The 17,510-nt window shown below is 64.2% G+C and carries 14 protein-coding genes; 4 read left to right on the top strand and 10 right to left on the bottom strand.

Annotated elements, in window-relative coordinates; translation table 11 throughout:
- Positions 1–357: 357 nt before the first annotated feature.
- The gene (locus AC0L20_RS14435; RefSeq protein ID WP_473289067.1) at positions 358–1,941 is read right to left on the bottom strand and encodes a porin; all 1,584 of its coding nucleotides are present in this window, start codon (positions 1,939–1,941) and stop codon (positions 358–360) included.
- Positions 1,942–2,444: 503 nt separating this feature from the next.
- Here AC0L20_RS14435 and AC0L20_RS14440 point away from each other — a divergent pair.
- The gene (locus tag AC0L20_RS14440; protein WP_456768206.1) at positions 2,445–2,924 is read left to right on the top strand and encodes a MarR family winged helix-turn-helix transcriptional regulator; all 480 of its coding nucleotides are present in this window, start codon (positions 2,445–2,447) and stop codon (positions 2,922–2,924) included.
- Between the two features lie 90 nt (positions 2,925–3,014).
- On the opposite strand, the gene AC0L20_RS14445 is transcribed toward AC0L20_RS14440, so the two are convergent.
- Positions 3,015–4,097, bottom strand: coding sequence for an alpha/beta hydrolase family protein (locus AC0L20_RS14445; RefSeq protein WP_473289068.1), 1,083 nt, complete (start codon positions 4,095–4,097; stop codon positions 3,015–3,017).
- Positions 4,098–4,357: 260 nt separating this feature from the next.
- Entirely contained in the window at positions 4,358–4,642 is a 285-nt protein-coding gene (locus tag AC0L20_RS14450) for a hypothetical protein (RefSeq protein WP_473289069.1), read from the bottom strand.
- A gap of 315 nt (positions 4,643–4,957) precedes the next feature.
- Between AC0L20_RS14450 and AC0L20_RS14455 the strand changes: the two genes are divergently transcribed.
- The 3 genes from AC0L20_RS14455 to AC0L20_RS14465 all read left to right on the top strand — a co-directional run bounded on the left by AC0L20_RS14455 (position 4,958) and on the right by AC0L20_RS14465 (position 8,688).
- Entirely contained in the window at positions 4,958–6,022 is a 1,065-nt protein-coding gene (locus AC0L20_RS14455; protein WP_473289070.1) for a ketopantoate reductase family protein, read from the top strand.
- Between the two features lie 236 nt (positions 6,023–6,258).
- Entirely contained in the window at positions 6,259–7,074 is an 816-nt protein-coding gene (locus tag AC0L20_RS14460) for a YkgJ family cysteine cluster protein (protein WP_473289071.1), read from the top strand.
- A gap of 102 nt (positions 7,075–7,176) precedes the next feature.
- On the top strand, positions 7,177–8,688 hold the full coding sequence (locus tag AC0L20_RS14465) for a helicase HerA domain-containing protein (protein ID WP_473289072.1): 1,512 nt from the start codon (positions 7,177–7,179) through the stop codon (positions 8,686–8,688).
- Here AC0L20_RS14465 and AC0L20_RS14470 read toward each other — a convergent pair.
- The 7 genes from AC0L20_RS14470 to AC0L20_RS14500 form a co-directional block, all read right to left on the bottom strand.
- Positions 8,685–10,997: a TonB-dependent receptor gene (locus AC0L20_RS14470; RefSeq protein ID WP_473289073.1), complete on the bottom strand. Its 2,313-nt coding sequence runs from the start codon at positions 10,995–10,997 to the stop codon at positions 8,685–8,687. The genes AC0L20_RS14465 and AC0L20_RS14470 overlap by 4 nt on opposite strands.
- Positions 10,978–12,009 carry a HoxN/HupN/NixA family nickel/cobalt transporter gene (locus AC0L20_RS14475; protein ID WP_473289522.1) on the bottom strand — a complete coding sequence of 344 codons (1,032 nt, stop codon included), beginning with the start codon at positions 12,007–12,009 and terminating at the stop codon, positions 10,978–10,980. The genes AC0L20_RS14470 and AC0L20_RS14475 overlap by 20 nt, the downstream gene beginning before the upstream one ends.
- Before the next feature lie 281 nt (positions 12,010–12,290).
- Positions 12,291–13,031 carry an ABC transporter ATP-binding protein gene (locus AC0L20_RS14480; protein ID WP_456768200.1) on the bottom strand — a complete coding sequence of 247 codons (741 nt, stop codon included), beginning with the start codon at positions 13,029–13,031 and terminating at the stop codon, positions 12,291–12,293.
- Positions 13,028–13,861 (bottom strand): ABC transporter ATP-binding protein, encoded by an 834-nt coding sequence (locus AC0L20_RS14485; RefSeq protein ID WP_473289074.1) that lies wholly within the window; start codon positions 13,859–13,861, stop codon positions 13,028–13,030. The genes AC0L20_RS14480 and AC0L20_RS14485 overlap by 4 nt, the downstream gene beginning before the upstream one ends.
- Positions 13,861–15,684, bottom strand: a complete 1,824-nt coding sequence (locus AC0L20_RS14490; RefSeq protein WP_473289075.1) for an ABC transporter permease — start codon at positions 15,682–15,684, stop codon at positions 13,861–13,863. The genes AC0L20_RS14485 and AC0L20_RS14490 overlap by 1 nt, the downstream gene beginning before the upstream one ends.
- A gap of 13 nt (positions 15,685–15,697) precedes the next feature.
- Positions 15,698–16,855 carry an ABC transporter substrate-binding protein gene (locus tag AC0L20_RS14495; protein WP_473289076.1) on the bottom strand — a complete coding sequence of 386 codons (1,158 nt, stop codon included), beginning with the start codon at positions 16,853–16,855 and terminating at the stop codon, positions 15,698–15,700.
- 60 nt (positions 16,856–16,915) lie between these two features.
- Positions 16,916–17,500 (bottom strand): alkylhydroperoxidase domain protein, encoded by a 585-nt coding sequence (locus AC0L20_RS14500; protein ID WP_473289077.1) that lies wholly within the window; start codon positions 17,498–17,500, stop codon positions 16,916–16,918.
- Positions 17,501–17,510 lie beyond the last annotated feature (10 nt).

The raw sequence follows: 17,510 nt of genomic DNA on the forward strand, positions 1-17,510 counted from the left end.
CTCCTCGCACCCGAACGCTGCCGCGTCCACCGCAAGCCCGGCTCGCGAACGTGACGACCACAAGATCGCCCCTCAAGGATGAGCCGGGATGGGCGACACATACGCCAAAACCGAATTTCGGTAAAGTGGAATATTTTTGCACGTATGGATTGACAGACGCGCGACACAGGCGCGGTCCCGTAGCCCGGATGGAGCGCAGCGTAATCCGGGACGGTGCCGAATGCCGGGCGAGCGGCCCCGGATTGCGCTGCGCTCCATCCGGGCTACGGGGCTTAGCCGCCTCACATCATCTGCCTTGCCCAACGAAAAACACCCGGCGGTTTCCCGCCGGGTGTTCGTTCATATGTTCGACAGATCTTACCAGTTGCGCTGAGCGCGGAAGATCATGGCGATCGAGTCCTGGTCCTTCAATTCGTAAACCGCAGCCGGCTTGGCGGTCACGACGTTCGGGACGAGGCCAACCGTTCCAGAATACTTCTGGTCGAGATGGGTCCAGGACACGTCCGCCGAGAATGTCAGGTTCTTGACCGGGGTCCACCGGGTGACGACACCCAGCTGGCCGATCGCGAAGTCCGGGTTGCAACCCGTCACACCCGCCAGGCCGCCGAACACACCGCCGGCGCCACCAGCACCGCAGAGCGTGGTCTTGGCCAGCGTGCCGAACTGGGCCTGCGCGTAGGCACCGTACAGCGAGGAGTTCCAGTACGGATCCCAGTTGTGGGTGTAAGCGCCGCGGAAGCCCCAGGTCTTGACGGTTTCCTGCGAACTGCCGGTCACGAACACCGTATCGGGAGCGCTGGCGAAGCCGATGCTGCCGTAAGAGCCAGCAATGCCCGAATTGCCGTACAGTGCGTAGCTGCTGCCCGACAGGTTCTGGAAGTTGTAGCGGGTCGCACCGTCGGTGTAGACGCCCTGGATGTTGATCGTGTCACCCGCGCCGGTCGGGATGTTCTTGATCGACAGAGCGAGCTGAACCGCCCAACCCCATTTGTCGTCGGGGTGGCCAGTCGGCTCGGTTGCACCGTAGTAACCAACGTGGTTGTCATGTGCAGCCACCGACGCCTGGAACAGACCCCAGGCCTGATCGACACGGACCTGACCGACGAGGTTCGGCGAACGGGTGCCGCCGATGGCGTTGGTGCCGTACGAGCCGCCGATCATGCCGCCCGCGGTCGCGCCGGTCATGTTGACGTTGCCGGCCTGATAGTAGGCCGAGACGTCTTCAGCCGAGAACGAGGCCGTGACGCCCTGACCGAAGTCGGCGGTGTAGGTGAACTGGTTGACACCAGTGACCGTGCCGCTGCCGCCGACGAGGTTGTCGGTGATGTTGCCGGGATAGTTGGTCCAGGGCGCGTCGAACTGCGACACGGCCTTACCCATGGTGAAGCCGGCGAACTGGATGAAGGCATAGTATACGCCAAGCGCGCCACCGGAGGTGTTGCCGTCGGTGCCGTTGACGCTGCCGCTACCATTCGAGCCGACGAGGGCGGTGCCCGCAGCGTTGAGACCGAGCGCACCGCTGTACTGGGTGCCACCCGTTGCCGAACCGGTGCCGGAATAATTGCCGCTCGTCCAGGTGAAGACGCCGTCGAAGAAGGTGCGGACCACGCCGTACTCGGTCGCGGTGCGGGTGTCGATGTTGAGGTCTTCACGAGCGCGGAAGGTGTAGTAGTTCATCAGGCGGTTGCGAGCACCGGCAGTACCGCCCTGGTTCGGATTGAAGTCCGAGTTGGTGTTGAAGTTCGCGTCAGCGCGGACGTAGCCGCCGAGCTTGATGCAGGTGTCGGTGCCCGGGATGTAGTAGAAGCCGGCGCCGTACAGCGAGCAGATCTTCACGTATTCGACCGCCTTGGCCTTCACGGGAAGATCGGCTGCGAACGCCCCGGAGGCGGCCATCAGGCCGGCAGCCGAGCCGAGAAAGAGTGTCTTCGTCAACTTCATTAGTAAACCTCCAGGCCGGTTCAGGGGGCTCGGCTCCTCGGTGGGCGCCGCTTTACCCTCTCAATTTCGCTCAATTCAGATCCGCACGAAGGTCCGGACTGAAACGACAGTGAGGTGCCCCCCCTCCGTCGTGGCTTCACATATAGTTTATAAAAACAACTGCCTCAATTTATTGATTTGATGAATCGACAGTTCGAGCCGCGATGTGTCTTGAGAGCAACAGCGGCGATATCCCCCGGAAAAACCGCGTAGAAAAACAAGTAAAGCCCTCGGGGGGCATCCCGAGGGCTTCTTGGAGGTCTCGCATCGCTGTCCATCGCGTGGGTCAAGAGCAGCGAAATAGAGTGGATAGTCGATAATAAAATTAATTGTTCTTTGCAAGTAATAATTGAGCCTACGATTCCTTCCCCGCGGTATCTCTCTTTTGGATCGGCGCGCGATTTTCGAGACGCTTCCAAGATATCCCACTAAAGATAGGCAAGGGATAAACGGGAGGGAGCCACATGATCGAGAAGAAACTCGACAGGGCGATTACGGATTTCATCTGGAACGTCGTCGAAATTCATTCCCAGCTGGAGGACATCCACACCAGCTGGGCCGGACTGCTGGGCATTACCGAGCCGCAGTGGCTGATCCTGATGGCCATCACCGAACTGGACGAAGGGCGAGGTGTCGCCGGAATCGACATCGCGAACAAGCTGCGCGTCCACCCCGCCTTCGTCACCAACCAGACCAAGAGCCTCGAAAAGGGCGGCTTCCTGTCGCGACGGCCTGCTGCAGACGACGCGCGCTACGTCCTGATGTCGCTGACGGCGAAAGCAACGACGGAGATCGAAAAACTGTCGAAGAGAAAGCTCGCCTTGAACTCGACCATGTTCAACGAGCTCGACGAGAAGACCTTGGCCGATCTGAATGCCGCGCTCGCAACGATTGCCAAGAATGCCCGATTGGCGGCTCGATTGCTGGCGATCGACGTGTCCTGACCCACTGTCGTCAGGCGCGGAGCCCGCGCCTCGATTCATCCCCAATCTCTTCTCGCATTCCCAATCTCGCCTTCCCAATTTCTTGGCGCGTTAGAGGTAGGTCACAGAGTCCAGCTGGCGGGCAATTCCAAGTTTGCTGTCGAGCCATTTGAAAATGAAATCGTCCACCGCGATGAAATTCTCGACCTCGCCCAGAGGGTGTGGAATGCGGTTCGGCACGACGGTCGCGCAATCGGCTCCGGCCTGCCGATAGCCTGCTTGCAGTTCGAGAGCATCCTCCTCCCAAACCATTGAGCGGCTCCCGACCACCATCAGAAGCGGGCAAGGTATCCGACGCGACGGCAGCAACGAGCCCGTCGAGGTCTCGTCACCGACCGCCTGCTCGACGCCGATCATCCAGCGCAGCGATGCCCGGCGCATGACCGACGTCGCAATGCCGCCGTCGCACACGGCGGCAGCCATCCTGCGATCCAGGAGGGCAAGACGGGATGCGTGACCGGCGGCCGCTCCCTCGCCGTAGACCGCGATCTGCTGCGAATCGACGTCCGGACGAGCTTCCAGGTAGTCCAGCCAGCATTGAAGAACATGCGCCGGCTTGAAGGGGTTACGACCGGATGAATCGCCGGCATCAACGAGCAGGAGTGACATGTTCCGTCGCCCTGAGACCGGCAACAGCCTGCTCATCATCGAGCCCAGGGTGATGTCCTCGTCGCTGACACAGATAACCGCTGGTGCGAAAGACCGGTCGGGGAACGCCGGCAGAAAGTAGCCCGCAAGCGAGCCTTGATCAAAGCAGTCGATCTCCACGCGCTCGATCGCCGAACCGGCCTCCTCCTCGAAGCCCCTCAGGCTGAGTCCGACCTTGTCTACGAGGTCGGTACTCCCGGGATCTCCGGGCCAAGACAGGCTCCTCGCGACTTCGAGGGCCGTCAGCGAGCACAGCCACGCTTCCCGCGCGATCTGAGCTGAACCGGCTGCGCGCGCCGATTCGGCGAAGATCCGGTACTCGCCTGAGATCCGCAACCAGTCCGAAATCCACCGATGCCTGTGCGCCTCGCGCCCGAGCTCCGCGACGGACAAGCTTTCGAAAAAATCGGACGCGCGTTTCCGCAAGCACTCCAGGCTTCGACCGGCGCCGTCGCACGCGCAGTGAGGCCAATGATCATCTTCCATGTCAGTCCCCGAACGGCGCGTCGGCGGTTGCTTGGACCAGGCGCAACGCTGTCAGCGCAACGCCCTGCATGTCTGCTCGATGCGACATCACGCTTGCGTGATCACATGTGCGTCTGCTGTCCCGCTTATCGTTCCGTTTTCCCTTCGCGGGCGGGGCACTGGACCAGACGGACTACAGTCCGAACGAACTGGTCGCAAAGCAAGTCTCACGCCGGCTCCAACTCAATCGTCACGTCTCAGCTCCGTTGCTGATACACAGTTTAGGCCCCGCACCATTCTGCCACTTTTTGCCGTCCCGCGTTTGCAGTTTTTTGTTGCGATGGACGACTAAAAATTGGATCGCGTTCGATGGCGAAAAACGCAGGGCCTGTATCGGCTTCCATCATGAATTCCTCATGACGCCGATCCGGCGTGCCATCCATCACGATGGCGATCGAGGGATGCGGCGGATTGCCGTTTATGATGCCAACGGCCTTCGCCACGGGACTTTTCGGCGGTCGGCGTCGCAGGAAAACCCGCGCGACAAAATCCTCGACGTCACTCATCCGCACCCGGCGCGCGCGACGTGACCAGGTATGATCGCGTTCTGGGTGAGCCCGGGCGATCGGGACCTACAACATTCCTTACTTCGGTAAGCCAGTTATTTGAGCAGCTCATGCACCTGCAGAGCCCGTCGCCGATGAGGCGTCCTCTCGCTTTCGGCGGCAAGCAACACGCTGGACCGCCTGCTGAGCCGTCCCTACCCTTGTATCCATTATCCCAGTTGCCATCCCCACGCACTTTGCCTTACATGCCGCCAAACTCGCCCGCGGATGACGGCCGGGGCTCAAAAACAGCACAAATTGTCAAAGGGACGAGACATGGCGCGTAACATCCTGATTCTCGGGGCTTCCTACGGCTCCCTGCTGGGCACGAAGCTGCTGATGGCGGGGCACAACGTGACCCTGGTCTGCCGCGCCAAGACCGCGGAGCTGATCAACCGCGAGGGTACCGAGGTGCGCATCAAGTTGCGTGACGAGGCGGTTCACCGCGCCATCTTCTCGCGCGACCTGCCCGGCAAGCTTGACGCCGTGACACCCGCCAATGTGGACTTGTCGCGCTACGACATGATCGGCCTTGCGATGCAGGAGCCGCAATACACCAACCACACGGTGCGCGTTCTCATGGTCAGGATCGCCGCGGCGAAGCTGCCGTGCCTGTCGATCATGAACATGCCGCCGCTGCCCTATCTGAAGCGGATCCCCTCGCTCGCGGACATGGATCTCGAGGAAGCCTACACCAATGCGCAGGTGTGGGAGCGCTTCGAGCCCGGGCTGGTGACCCTGTGCTCGCCCGACCCGCAGGCGTTCCGTCCGCCGGAAGAGGCTGCGAACGTGCTTCACGTCGGTCTGCCCACGAATTTCAAGGCCTCCGTGTTCGCCGAGGAGAAGCACAACAAGGTGCTGCGCGAGCTCGAAGCCGACATCGACGCGGTGACCCTCGATGGCCACGACGTGCCGGTGAAGCTGAAGGTGTTCGATTCCCTGTTCGTGCCGCTGGCGAAATGGTCGATGCTGCTGACCGGCAACTATCGCTGCATCACGCCGCACGAGCCGCAGTCGATCCGCGACGCCGTGCACGGCGATCTCAATCGGTCGCAGACGATCTACGACCACGTCGACGGAATCGCCCGCCGTCTCGGCGCCGATCCGCAGGACCAGGTGCCGTTCGCGAAATACGCCAAGGCCGCCGAAAGCCTGCTGAAGCCGTCATCGGCCGCGCGCGCGGTGGCGAGCGGCGCCCCCTTCATCGAGCGCGTCGATCTGCTGGTGAAGCTGATCTCGCATCAGCTCGGCGTGCCCAATGCCGAGATCGACCGCACGGTCGAGACCGTGGACCTCAAGCTCAACGAGAAGATCGTGCAGGGCGGATCGGGCGCGCTGTAACAACATTCGGCACGGCCCCCCTTGCTGCCTGCCCGGAATTGGCACATCGATCGCGATCAGGCGCAGTTCGGACCGTCCCCGGGGCGCCATCGATTTGCGCAAACATCGCATCCATGCGAGTTCTAGCCATGCGAGTTACCGAATTATCCGCCGCGCGACAGGCCGGCAGGCAGTTCCGCAACTTCCTGATCGGCGCGCGATCGCCAGTTGGAAGGCAGAAAAACAAGTAGTCGAAGATGGATCAGACGACGTTGCAGGTCGTTCGCGCCGTGGAAGCCGGCGCAACGACGATAAAGGGTGTCATTGACGCGACCGGCTTGTCCCGCCTCAAGATCGAGCGCGCATTGAATGCACTCGAGAAGCAGCGGCTGGTCGTTCGCGATGGCCAGGGTTTCAGGGCAGCCGGTCGAACTGCGCCGCCGCCCACTCGGCAATGCAGCTCGTGCAATGCCTGCTGCGACATCCTCGAAGTGGCCGCCGTCGACAAGCCGGTGAACCAGCTGTGCAAGCATTGGCAGGCCGGCACGGGTTGCACCATCTACGAGCGCCGTCCCCAGATGTGCCGTTCATTCGTCTGCGCCTGGCTGCAAGGCCATCTCGACGACGATTGGTTTCCCGCGAAGTCGGGCATCATCGTGCATTTCAGCCAGGACGCCGTGAACGTGACGGTCGATGACCATTGCCCCGACCGCTGGCGCGAGGAGCCCTATTTCAGCAAGCTCGTCGAATGGTCGCTGAACGGGATCAAGCGAATCGGAAATCGCGGCTACGCGACGCTCGTCGTCTCCGGCGCTGACCGGTTCCTGCTGCTCGGGCGCACCGTCGTTCCTGAGCCGACGCTGTTCGGCACCGCGTTCCTGCCGCTCACCGCCGACACCTTCCGATTCTGGCGGGCGAAATCCCCGGAGCATCTGCAGCGGCTGCACGAGCGCATCGCCGAAATCGAGCGGATCAGGCAGGAATTCGGCTCCTGCGCCATCCCCGAGAACGAGGACGACGATCCACAAGCCCCCTATCGGCCCGCACTTCTACGGCAATCGAATCACGCCTGAACTCCGCCGTGGGCAACAACGCATGATTTCCGCCGTGGCGCTCGACGCGCCGCGGCCGGGTTGATAAGCCCCTGTCCGCGAATGATGGGACTTGAGTCGGGCATGACGGTTGCGATCGAGATGGGGCAGACCACGGCGGGCGCCGCGGCGGCCATGGACCTCGAGGAACTGCTGGCGACCCGCCTCCTGGTGCAGGGCAATTCGGGCTCCGGAAAATCACATCTGCTGCGGCGGTTGCTGGAGCAGAGCGCGCCCTGGGTGCAGCAGGCCATCATCGATCCCGAAGGTGATTTCGTCTCCCTGGCGGAGCATTTCGGCCATCTCGTGATCGAGGCCGAGGATCACACCGAGCGCGGCCTTCAGGTCGCCGGCGAGCGCGCGCGGCTGCATCGCGTCTCCACCGTGCTCAATCTCGAAGGGCTCGACGCCGAGAACCAGATGCGCCGCGCCGCGGCCTTCCTTGGCGGACTCTTCGACGTGGACCGCGACCACTGGTATCCGATGCTGGTGGTGGTCGACGAGGCGCAGCTGTTTGCGCCTGCGGTCGCGGGCGAAGTCTCTGACGAAGCGCGAAAGCTTTCGCTCGGCGCGATGACCAATCTGATGTGCCGCGGCCGCAAGCGCGGGCTTGCCGGGATCATCGCGACCCAGCGGCTGGCGAAGCTCGCCAAGAACGTCGCGGCGGAAGCGTCCAACTTCCTGATGGGCCGCACCTTCCTCGACATCGACATGGCGCGCGCCGCCGACCTGCTCGGCATGGAGCGGCGGCAGGCCGAATCCTTTCGCGATCTCGAACGCGGACAATTCATGGCGCTCGGCCCCGCACTGTCGCGACGCCCCCTGCGTTTGAACATCGGCGCGACCGAAACCCAGCCGCGCAATTCCACGCCGCGGCTGATGCCGATGCCCGAAGCCGCGCTCGAAAATATGCGCGCTGTGATCCTGGCCGCGCCGCCGCCGGATGCCAGCCGGCCGCAGCGCCGGCCCGCGCCCGATCTGCTCGAGCAGCTCCGCGCCGCGAAGGCTGCGGCACCGGAGATCGGCCCCGACATGATCGAGGTCCCGATCAGTGCCGAGGAACTCGCGGAGCGGCGCGAGCGCGTGGATCGAACCCTGCGTGCCGTGCTCGCCGCGCCCGATGCCGGCTTCCGCGCGGTCGGCGTGCTGTACCAGGAGTTCGTGGTCCGCTGCCGCATCGAGGGCCTCGGCTCGGCGGTGCCCGACCTCACCGAATTCCGCCGCATGCTGACACGCGCACGCGCCGGGCTCGGCGCCGAGCATGCCGAGGACGACGCCTGGCAGGATGTGTCGCTGCGCGCCTCGATCCTTCCCGAGGACATGCAGGGCGTGTTCATGATGATCGCGCGCGCGGCTAAAGAAGGCTGGCCCTGCCCCGGCGACGCCGCGATCGCCCGCGCCTACGGCTCGCATTCGCTGCGCCGGGCGCAGCGCCTGCTCGGCTACATGGAGGAGCAGGGCCTGATCGTCTGCCAGCTCGACGGCGCCGGCCGCCGGTTCGTGACGCTGGTGGAGCTCGCCTGGGCCACCGCGCCGGGCGATCCCAATGCCGACGATCTGCCGGCGGAGCAGGTCGCGAGCGCGGCTTCGGCCTAGAACGCTCCCGCCACAGTCACGCGGAACGTCAGCGGCTCGACCGGGTGCAGCACGGTGTCCATCACGCCGTTCTGGCAGACCGCGGCGGGCGCGGTGCCTGAGGTACATAGGGCGTAGAGCGTGTCGGTTTTCAGCAGCGACCCATAGGCGTAGGTGACCTGGTTCGCCTTCATGTTGAGGAGATTGAGCACGTCGAGCTGAAGGCGCCAGCCATTGTCGATGCGGTAGCCGAGGCGTCCGTTGAAGATGCTGGTCGCAGACGAGCGGAACGCATTGTCTTCCGTCAGTGGGCTCGACGCCAGATAGCGCCAGCGCAAGCCCCCGAACCAGCCGGTCTTCTCGCCGAGCGTGATGCCAGCTGATGCCACCATCGCCGGCGCGTTCGGGATGTAATTGCCGGGCGCGTTGCCGGCCTGCGCCTCGGGATAGCCGGTGAGCGAGGCGTAGACCTCGGCCTGAGCGCTGTCATATCCACGGAAGCGCGCATGGGTCATCGCAAGATCGGCGTCGATCTCGATCCATGGTTGCGGGCGGTAATGGTTGGTCCACTCAAAGCCGTAGCGACGGCTGGCGCGGGTCGCCGAGGTGTCGCCGGCATCGCCCGAAAATAGAATCTCGGAATCCTGATCGAGGATGAAGAGGCTGAGCGAGGTGTCGAGACCGGGGACGATCCTGCTGCGAACGCCGATCTCCGCGCCTCTGGTCCGCACCAGCAGCGGCGACGGCGTCAGCCTTGTCGCGGGATCGCTCGGGTCTTCGGTCGTGGTCGCGCCGCGCGCGTCGTTCGAATGCATGCCGTAGCCGGCCCCGAGAAAGAATTCGGTCTGGTTGAACGGACCGAGCACCATCCTGAACTTCGGGCTGCCGAGCGCGGCATCGGCGCGACCGGAATTATTTTGGTTGAACAGGGATGCGACATCAGCGGCATAGTAGTCGCCCCGCAAGCTAATTGTGGTCCGGAGCCAATCGGTCCAGCGCACGGTGTTTTCGGCAAATGCACCGACGCTGCCCTCGCCGACCTTGTCGCTGCGGATGTTGGAGACGAAGCCGCGCCGAAAATTATTGGTCAGCGCCAGATCGATCGAATCATGGCGCGATTGCAGGCCAATCGTGGTCTGCATCGGCAGCCCCGCAAACGAGCCGTCCAGCGTGCGCGAGATGTTGGCGCCGGCCATCAGGCGGTCATCGTGCTGGTAGAACTGGTCGCCAAGCACGGGATCGCCAAGGAAATAGGTGAAGTTGTTGAAGAGGTCGAGTTGGCTCTTCACCACATAGGCGTTGGCTTTCCAAGACCCCACATCGTCACTCTGCGCGATGCGGGCGGAGAGCGCGAAGCGATTGGTGTTGCCGCCGTCGCTTGGATCCTCCGAGCCGAACCGGTCGAGCAGGCCACGCGCGATCGCTCGCTGCGGCACCTGATCAGTCGAATTCCATTTGTTCGCATAGGCCATGCCAGTGACGGATACGCCATCCGTCGCGGTACCCTGGCTGTAGCGAACGAGACCGTTGAGCTTGCGGACATTGTCGGGATTGTCCCACGGCCCATTATAGGTGCCGATCTCGCCGGCGACGAGCAGCGAGCCGTCGCCAACCTTCGTTGAGTCCATGCCGAGCAGGCGGCGATAACCAAAGCTGCCGGCGCTCACCTGCGCGAGCCCCTTGGTGCGGTCGATCAGGCCGATGTGAACGCTACCGACCGAAGCGAAATCGCCCTCGTCGGCGAAATATGGCCCCTTGCGTACGTCGATCGCGGCGATGGTCTCCGGGATCAGCCAATTCAAGTCCGCATAACCCTGGCCATGCGCGTGTGTGCGCATGTTGACGGGCACGCCGTCCACGGCGATGGCGAGATCGGTGCCGTGATCGAGATTGTAGCCGCGTAGAAAATACTGGTTGGCTTTGCCTTCGCCGGAATGCTGGGTCACGATCAACCCCGGCACAGCTTCGAGCGCCTCACCGGGCCGGGTGAAAGGGCGCGCGTTGATGTCCTCGCCGGAGACGGTGATCTCGCTTGCCATGCCGGGCGGGCCTTTTGCGCCCGAGGCGGCGCTGTGCGCATCGGACGCTCGCATGGCTGTCGGGTCAGCAACGATGCGGTCGTTGGACTGGACCGGCATGCTGGACCGTCGAGCTGCGGCCGGTTTCTTGTGAGGTTTCGTCTCGCCGCCGCTGACCTGGACCGGCGGCAGCTCGCGCGATGTGCCTGCGTTCTGCGCGAAGGCGTCGCCGCCATCTGCGAGCAGCACCAAGACCGAAAATGCCGTCAGCGCGCCGCAGCGTCGGTCGGACTCAGACCGTCTCGGTGGCATCGGCGCATTGCAGCAATTTTGGCGTGGCCGCTCGGTGGAGCGCAAACATGCGCCGATAGAGCACGACCGAGACGAGCCAGGCGATCACGAACAGCGCGACCACGGCGAAGCCGACATTGGCGAGCGAATCGTTGAGCGCGTCAACCAGGGCCCACACGCCGCCGGACAGGCCGAGCCGGTCCGCGATCAGCCCGAGCGCCTCGATGCCGCCGATCAACAGCGCCACCGCCACCGAAGCCCCTGTGATCGTGAGGTTGTACCAGAGCTTTCGCAGCGGATCGACGAAGGCCCAGCGATAGGCGCTCACCATCAGCGCGGAGTCGGCGGTATCGACCAGCGCCATGCCAGATGCGAACAGCGCGGGGAAAACGAGAACATCGGCAAACGAAGCGCCGCGCGCGGCTTCGCTGGCGGAGATGCTGAGGAGGCCGATCTCGGTTGCGGTGTCGAAGCCGAGCCCGAACAGGAAGCCGAGCGGATACATGTGCCAGGGTTTTGTCACCAGGCGGAACATCGGGCCGAACAGCCGCGCCAGGAGGCCGCGATTGGCAAGCAGGGCATCGAGGCCCTCGGCGTCGTGAATGCCCTGCTCCCGCGCGGCGCGAAACGTCCGCCACAAGCCGGCGAAGATGAGGAGATTGATGGCCGCGATCACCAGCAAGAACAGCGCAGACACCGACGTGCCGATGAAGCCGCCGATCTCCTTGAGCAGGCTGTCGCCACCGAGGCTGACGACGCCGAGCGCGAGCAGCATGGTCGCGACCACGACGATCGTGGAATGGCCGAGCGCGAAAAAGAGACCGACGCTGCGCGGCGCGCCACCTGCCTGCATCTGCTTGCGCACGACATTGTCGATGGCCGCGATGTGGTCGGCATCGACGGCGTGGCGCAGGCCGAACACCCAGGCGAGCAGCGCGGTCGCCATCACCGTCGGCCGGTCACCAAACGCCGCGAACGTCCAGACCCACGCCGCGATGTTGGCCCCAATCAGCCCGCCGAACAGCAGCACCATTCCGGGCTCGACCGCCCGCAAAGATAATCTCGTCACGTCGTTGATTCCGTCCGCCGCACGCCGATCGCGCCAACGGTATGACCTTTTCATAAGATGGTCATACTGACCAGTGCAATCCCGGAGGGGGCGGCAGGGTTCTGCAGCAGTGCTGGTCGCCATCCTTCGAGACGCCCGCTGCGCGGGCTGCTCAGGATGAGGTCTTGTTTCGCAGCGATTGCCAGAACCTCATGGTGAGGAGCCCGCGCAAGCGGGCGTCTCGAACCATGCAGGCCGAGATGGCGCTATGCAGCCTCGGACCCGCCGAGATAGGCATCGCGGATGCGGGGATCGTCCTTCAGCGCGCGGGCGGACCCGGAGAGAACGATCTTGCCGGTCTGCAGCACATAGGCCTCGTGCGCGATCTCGAGCGCGAGGCTGGCGTTCTGCTCGACCATGAAAACCGACACGCCCTCCTGGTTGATGGTGCGGATCAGCTCCAGCACGCGGTCGACATAAAGCGGCGACAGGCCCATGGTCGGCTCATCCATCACGATCATCCTGGGACGGCTCATCAGCGCGCGCGCCATCGCGACCATCTGCTGCTCGCCGCCGGAGAGCGAGCCGGCGCGCTGCGACAGCCGCTGGCCGAGCTTCGGGAACAGCGTGAGCATCTTGTCGAGATCCTGCGCGATCGCCTCACGGTCGTCGCGCACGAACGCCCCCATCAGGATGTTCTCGCGCACGCTCATGTCGGCGAACAGCCGTCGCGCCTCCGGCACCGAGGCGATGCCGCGGCGGACGATCTGCGGCGTTGTCAATCCGAGCAGCGAGGCACCGTCGAAAGTCACCTCGCCCGAGCGCGGCTTCACCAGACCTAAAATGATCTTCATCGTCGTCGACTTGCCGCTGGCATTGCCGCCGAGCAGGCAGACGATGTGGCCGCGCGGCACTGATATCGACAGGTCGAAATGCACCTGGGCCTGGCCGTAGAAGGTATTGACGTCGGTGAGCGCGAGCAGCGCATCGGGAGGCGAGTTCGTCATGCCGCGCTCTCCTGCTTCGCCGTCAGGCCGTGGCCGAGATAGGCTTCGATCACCTTGGGATCGCCGCGCACCGCTTCGCCCGGGCCTTCCGCGATCTTCTTGCCCTCGTCCATGACGATAACACGGTCGGAGAGGCGCATCACCATTTCGAGCTTGTGCTCGATCAGCAAGATCGTCAGCCCTTCGGCCTTCAACTCGGCGACGAGCCCTTGCATCTCCGTGGTCTCGGTCGGGTTCATGCCGGCGGTCGGCTCATCCAGCAGCAGCAGGCGCGGCTTCAGCGCGAGCGCCCGCGCGATCTCGACGCGGCGACGATTGGCGTAGGAGAGGCTGTAGGCCGGCTGGTCGATGCGCGGCAGCAGCCGCTCGCCGAAGCGCGCAAGAATGAGCTTCACCTCCTCGCGCAAGCGCTCCTCCTCGGCCCTGACGCTGGCGGGGCGCAGCAACGCCAACCCCAATTCCAGCAATGGCCCGATCACCGGCACGGCCGGCTTGACCGCACGCAGCCGCGTATGGGCACCGATCAACACGTTATCCATCACGCTGAGATTGCCGAACACGCGGCCGAGCTGGAACGTGCGCGCGACACCTTCGGCGGCGAGCCGCTCCGGCGAGAGACCCGTGATGTCCAGTCCCTCGAAGCGAACCGTCCCGGCGTCCGGCCGGTCAAGCCCGGTCACGAGATTGAACAACGTCGTCTTGCCGGCCCCGTTCGGGCCGATGATGCTGATCAGCTCGCCCCTGGCGAGATCGAGATCGATGGCATCGACGGCGGTGAGGCCGCCGAAACGCCGCGTCAGCCCGCGCAGGGACAGCATGGTCGTGCTCATCACATCGTCCCCAACAGGCCCTGCGGTCTGAACCGCACCAGCAGCAGCAGCACGATGCCGTAGATCAGGATGCGATACTCCGCCGCGATCCGGAACACTTCCGGCAGCCCGACCAGCGCGACCGCCCCGAGAATCGCCCCGACGACATTGCCGAGGCCGCCGAGGATCACCACGGTCAGCGCCAAAATGGATTGCTGCGTGTTGAAGGTCTCGTGGTTGATGTAGGAATAGAGATGCGCGGCGATGCCGCCGCTAATGCCGGCGGCAAAGCCACCGAAGATGAAGGCGAGCGATTTATAGCGATTCAGGCTAAGCCCATAGGCGCGCGAGGCGATGTCGTCGTCGCGGATGGCGCGAAAGCTGCGGCCGAGATGGGAGCCGAGCAGGCGTCCCTGCAGCAGCGCCAGCACCACCATCGCGATGAAGCTGAACCAGTAGATCGAAATCGGGCTGACCAGCTCATAGCCGAACAGCGCCAGCGGCGGAATGCCGGAGATGCCGATCGGCCCGCGAGTGACGCTCTCCCAGTTCAGGATCACCAGCGAGACGATCTCGCCGATCGCGAGCGTCGCGATCGACACATAGTGTCCGCGCAGCCGGAACGACGGCGAGATCAGCGCCGTGCCCAGCGCAGCACTCATCAGGCCGCCGCCGATGATGGCAAGGACGACCGGGACGGCGAAATTGAGCGACAGCAGCGCGGAGGTGTAGGCCCCGATCGCGAGCAGCGCGGCGTGTCCCAGCGAGACCTGACCGATCGTGCCTGCAACCAGGGTGAGGCTCAGCGCGAGCATGCCGAGCAGCCAGGCGTTGATCAGGGTCTGGAGCACGTAAAACGACACTGGCAACAGCGGCAGGATCGCGAAGACGGCGGCAGCGATCAGCAGAGCCCAGCGCGGAATGCGCACCGGGCGGCTCGGCGCGATGAAGGTGCCGGTGAGCGGCTCGGGCGGCGCCTGCCGGGCGCTGGCGAACAGGCCATTCGGCCGCAGCACGAGCACGACGACCAGCAGCAGGAATGCGAACAGATTGCGGTAGCTGGTGCCGAACACGGCGACACCGTAGCTCTCGACCAGTCCGAGCAGCAGGCTGCCGATCACCGCACCCGGCACATTGCCGGCACCACCGACGACTTCGGCGACGACGCCCTTGAGCGTTGCCTGCAGGCTCATCGCGGTGTCGATCTGGTTGTAGTACATGCCGACCAGCAGGCCGGAGACGCCGCCGAGCGCAGCCGCAATGCCGAACACGGCCTGATTGACACGATTGACGTCGACGCCCATTTGCATCGCGGCGTCGCGATCCTGGGCCGTGGCGCGGATGGCCCAGCCAAGCTTGCTATAGCGCAGGAACACGAACAGCAGCAGCGCGCTGGTGATGCCGACGCCAGCGATCAAGAGATCGAGCGGTCCGATCGTGCCGCCGCCGATCTGGAAGCGGATATCCGGCAACTGGCTCGGCAGCGCGCGCGGATTGGGCGAGAAGGTCAGCATCACGAGCTGATCGAGCACGAAGCTGATGCCGATGGTCGCCAGCAGCGGTGCGATGCGCACCGAGTTCTGCAGCGGACGCAGCCCGAACCGTTCGATGATCAAGCCCACCAGCGCCGCCGCCACCGCGACCACGATGATGGTGAGCGGCAGCGGCGTATGCAGCTGCACCACCGCGACCCAGCCGATATAGGCGCCGACGAGGTAGATCGAGCCTTGCGCAAAATTGATCAGCCGGCTGACGCCGAAGATCAGCGCGAGCCCGACCGCAACGAGAGCGTAGACGTTACCGACGATCAGCCCGTTGATCGTGTAGTCGAGCCAGGAAGACACGCAGAAAATCCCCTCAGGTCGGCTTGCCGTCCCAGAGCGCGAACTGACCCTTGCGCACGACGAGCTCGGCGTTCATGGCGCCCTTGACGCGGCGGCTCTCGACGTCGAACGTCGCCTTGCCGAAGATCACGCTCGAGACATCCTTCACTTTCGTAAAGGCGTCGCGGATCGCGCGCCGGTCGGTGCCGCCAATCTTGACGACGGCGGCCGCCATATTCATCGCGTCGTAGGCGTAGGCGTTGAACGCGTCGGGCTCCACCCCGTTGTACTTCTTCTTGAAGCCCGCGATGAATTTCTGCACCTCGGGGCGCGGGTCTTCCGGGAAGTAGCGCGTGCCGACATGGACGTCCTCGACGGCCTCGCCGCCCAGCTCCAGGAATTTCGGCGAGTAGACCGAGCTCGCGGCGCAGATCACCTGCTTCAGCCCGACCTGACGCGCCTGGCGCGCGATCAGAGCACCGTCGGAATAATAGGAGATCAGGATCAATCCGTCCGGATTGGCGTCGCGGACCCGCACCAGCGTGGAGCGGAAGTCGCGCTCCTCCGCGATGTAGCCTTCGGTGACGGCGATTTCGGCGCCGTGCTCTTTCGCGGCCTTGACGAAATAGTCGCGGCTGGTGCGGCCCCAATCGGTGTTGAGGTGCAGCACGGCGAGCTTCTTCAGGCCGAGACGCTTGACGGCATAGGCCGCCAGCAGCGGCTGCTCGTCGGCCTGGCTGACCGAGGTGCTCCACATGAAGTCGCCGCCCTTGGTGAAGTCGGGATGCGAATTGGTGAAGCCGAACTGCACCAGCCCGCCGCGCTGATAGATCGGCGAGGCCGCCATCGAGGCGGGGCTGGAGAAATCGCCGAGCTCCATGACGATCCTGGGATCGGAGACGAACTTCTGGGCAATCGCCACCGACTGGCGCGGGTCGCTCTGGCTGTCCTCGAAGCTGTAGGCGAGCTTGCGGCCGTTGATGCCGCCCGCTGCCTGGATCTCGTCGAGCGCGAGATCAAAGCCCTGCTTCCACTGCGTGCCATATTGCGCGTTCGGCCCGGTCAGGGGACCGCTGACGCCCAGCAAAATCGGCTCGGACGATTGCGCAAGCGCGGCACGCGAGAAGGATGCTCCCGCCATCATGGCGGCAAGCGAGCCCTTGACCAGGGTACGACGATCGATGTTGCTCATGGACGGCTCCATCCTGTCAGGTGTTGAAACAACCAGCAATTTCCATGCCGGTGAGATTGGCTATTTCGAAGGCTCGCCGAGCGACAGCATCAGTCGGTTCGCCCAGTTGAAGAACGACGCGCCGTTGATGACGTCGACGATCTCCGCATCGTCGAGACCGGCGCGGCGCAGCTCATCGACATTGTCGGGGCCGAACGCGATCGGCGTCGCAGCCAGCGCCACCGAGGCCTTGACGACCGCATTCCAGCGCTCGCCGAGATCGGCGCCAACGCCCTCGTCGAGCAGCCGCTGCACATCGTCGCGGCGCTTGGAATAAGTGCTGGCGAAACGCGCATGCACGGAGGCGCAGTAGACGCAGCCGTTATAGCGCGAGGTCGCAGCCGCCGCGAGTTCGCGTTCGGCCCGCGGCAGGCCGTCGGCAACGTTGTAGAAGATGTCCTTGTCGGTCTTGGTGCGGGCTTCCAGCACCTCGGGATCGCGCACCAGCAGTCGAAAATATTCGGACTTGGAACGGGAGCGATCGACGAGGCCGGCGAAATGCCGCTCGGTCAGCTCAGTCTCGGGCAGCGGATCGATCCACGACACCCAGCCCAGTTCATCCTGGGTGAAGACGACGGGCGGATTGACATTGTTTGCAGCGCTCATGATGCAGCCT

The organism is Bradyrhizobium sp. Kon58 (assembly GCF_055807455.1).

What these genes read in the sequence shown, in the direction of transcription:
- AC0L20_RS14435 (WP_473289067.1), bottom strand. Translation starts at nt 1,941, where the DNA reads ATGAAGTTGACGAAGACACTCTTTCTCGGCTCGGCTGCCGGCCTGATG.
- AC0L20_RS14440 (WP_456768206.1), top strand. Translation starts at nt 2,445, where the DNA reads ATGATCGAGAAGAAACTCGACAGGGCGATTACGGATTTCATCTGGAAC.
- AC0L20_RS14445 (WP_473289068.1), bottom strand. Translation starts at nt 4,097, where the DNA reads ATGGAAGATGATCATTGGCCTCACTGCGCGTGCGACGGCGCCGGTCGA.
- AC0L20_RS14450 (WP_473289069.1), bottom strand. Translation starts at nt 4,642, where the DNA reads ATGAGTGACGTCGAGGATTTTGTCGCGCGGGTTTTCCTGCGACGCCGA.
- AC0L20_RS14455 (WP_473289070.1), top strand. Translation starts at nt 4,958, where the DNA reads ATGGCGCGTAACATCCTGATTCTCGGGGCTTCCTACGGCTCCCTGCTG.
- AC0L20_RS14460 (WP_473289071.1), top strand. Translation starts at nt 6,259, where the DNA reads ATGGATCAGACGACGTTGCAGGTCGTTCGCGCCGTGGAAGCCGGCGCA.
- AC0L20_RS14465 (WP_473289072.1), top strand. Translation starts at nt 7,177, where the DNA reads ATGACGGTTGCGATCGAGATGGGGCAGACCACGGCGGGCGCCGCGGCG.
- AC0L20_RS14470 (WP_473289073.1), bottom strand. Translation starts at nt 10,997, where the DNA reads ATGCCACCGAGACGGTCTGAGTCCGACCGACGCTGCGGCGCGCTGACG.
- AC0L20_RS14475 (WP_473289522.1), bottom strand. Translation starts at nt 12,009, where the DNA reads ATGGTGCTGCTGTTCGGCGGGCTGATTGGGGCCAACATCGCGGCGTGG.
- AC0L20_RS14480 (WP_456768200.1), bottom strand. Translation starts at nt 13,031, where the DNA reads ATGACGAACTCGCCTCCCGATGCGCTGCTCGCGCTCACCGACGTCAAT.
- AC0L20_RS14485 (WP_473289074.1), bottom strand. Translation starts at nt 13,861, where the DNA reads ATGAGCACGACCATGCTGTCCCTGCGCGGGCTGACGCGGCGTTTCGGC.
- AC0L20_RS14495 (WP_473289076.1), bottom strand. Translation starts at nt 16,855, where the DNA reads ATGAGCAACATCGATCGTCGTACCCTGGTCAAGGGCTCGCTTGCCGCC.
- AC0L20_RS14500 (WP_473289077.1), bottom strand. Translation starts at nt 17,500, where the DNA reads ATGAGCGCTGCAAACAATGTCAATCCGCCCGTCGTCTTCACCCAGGAT.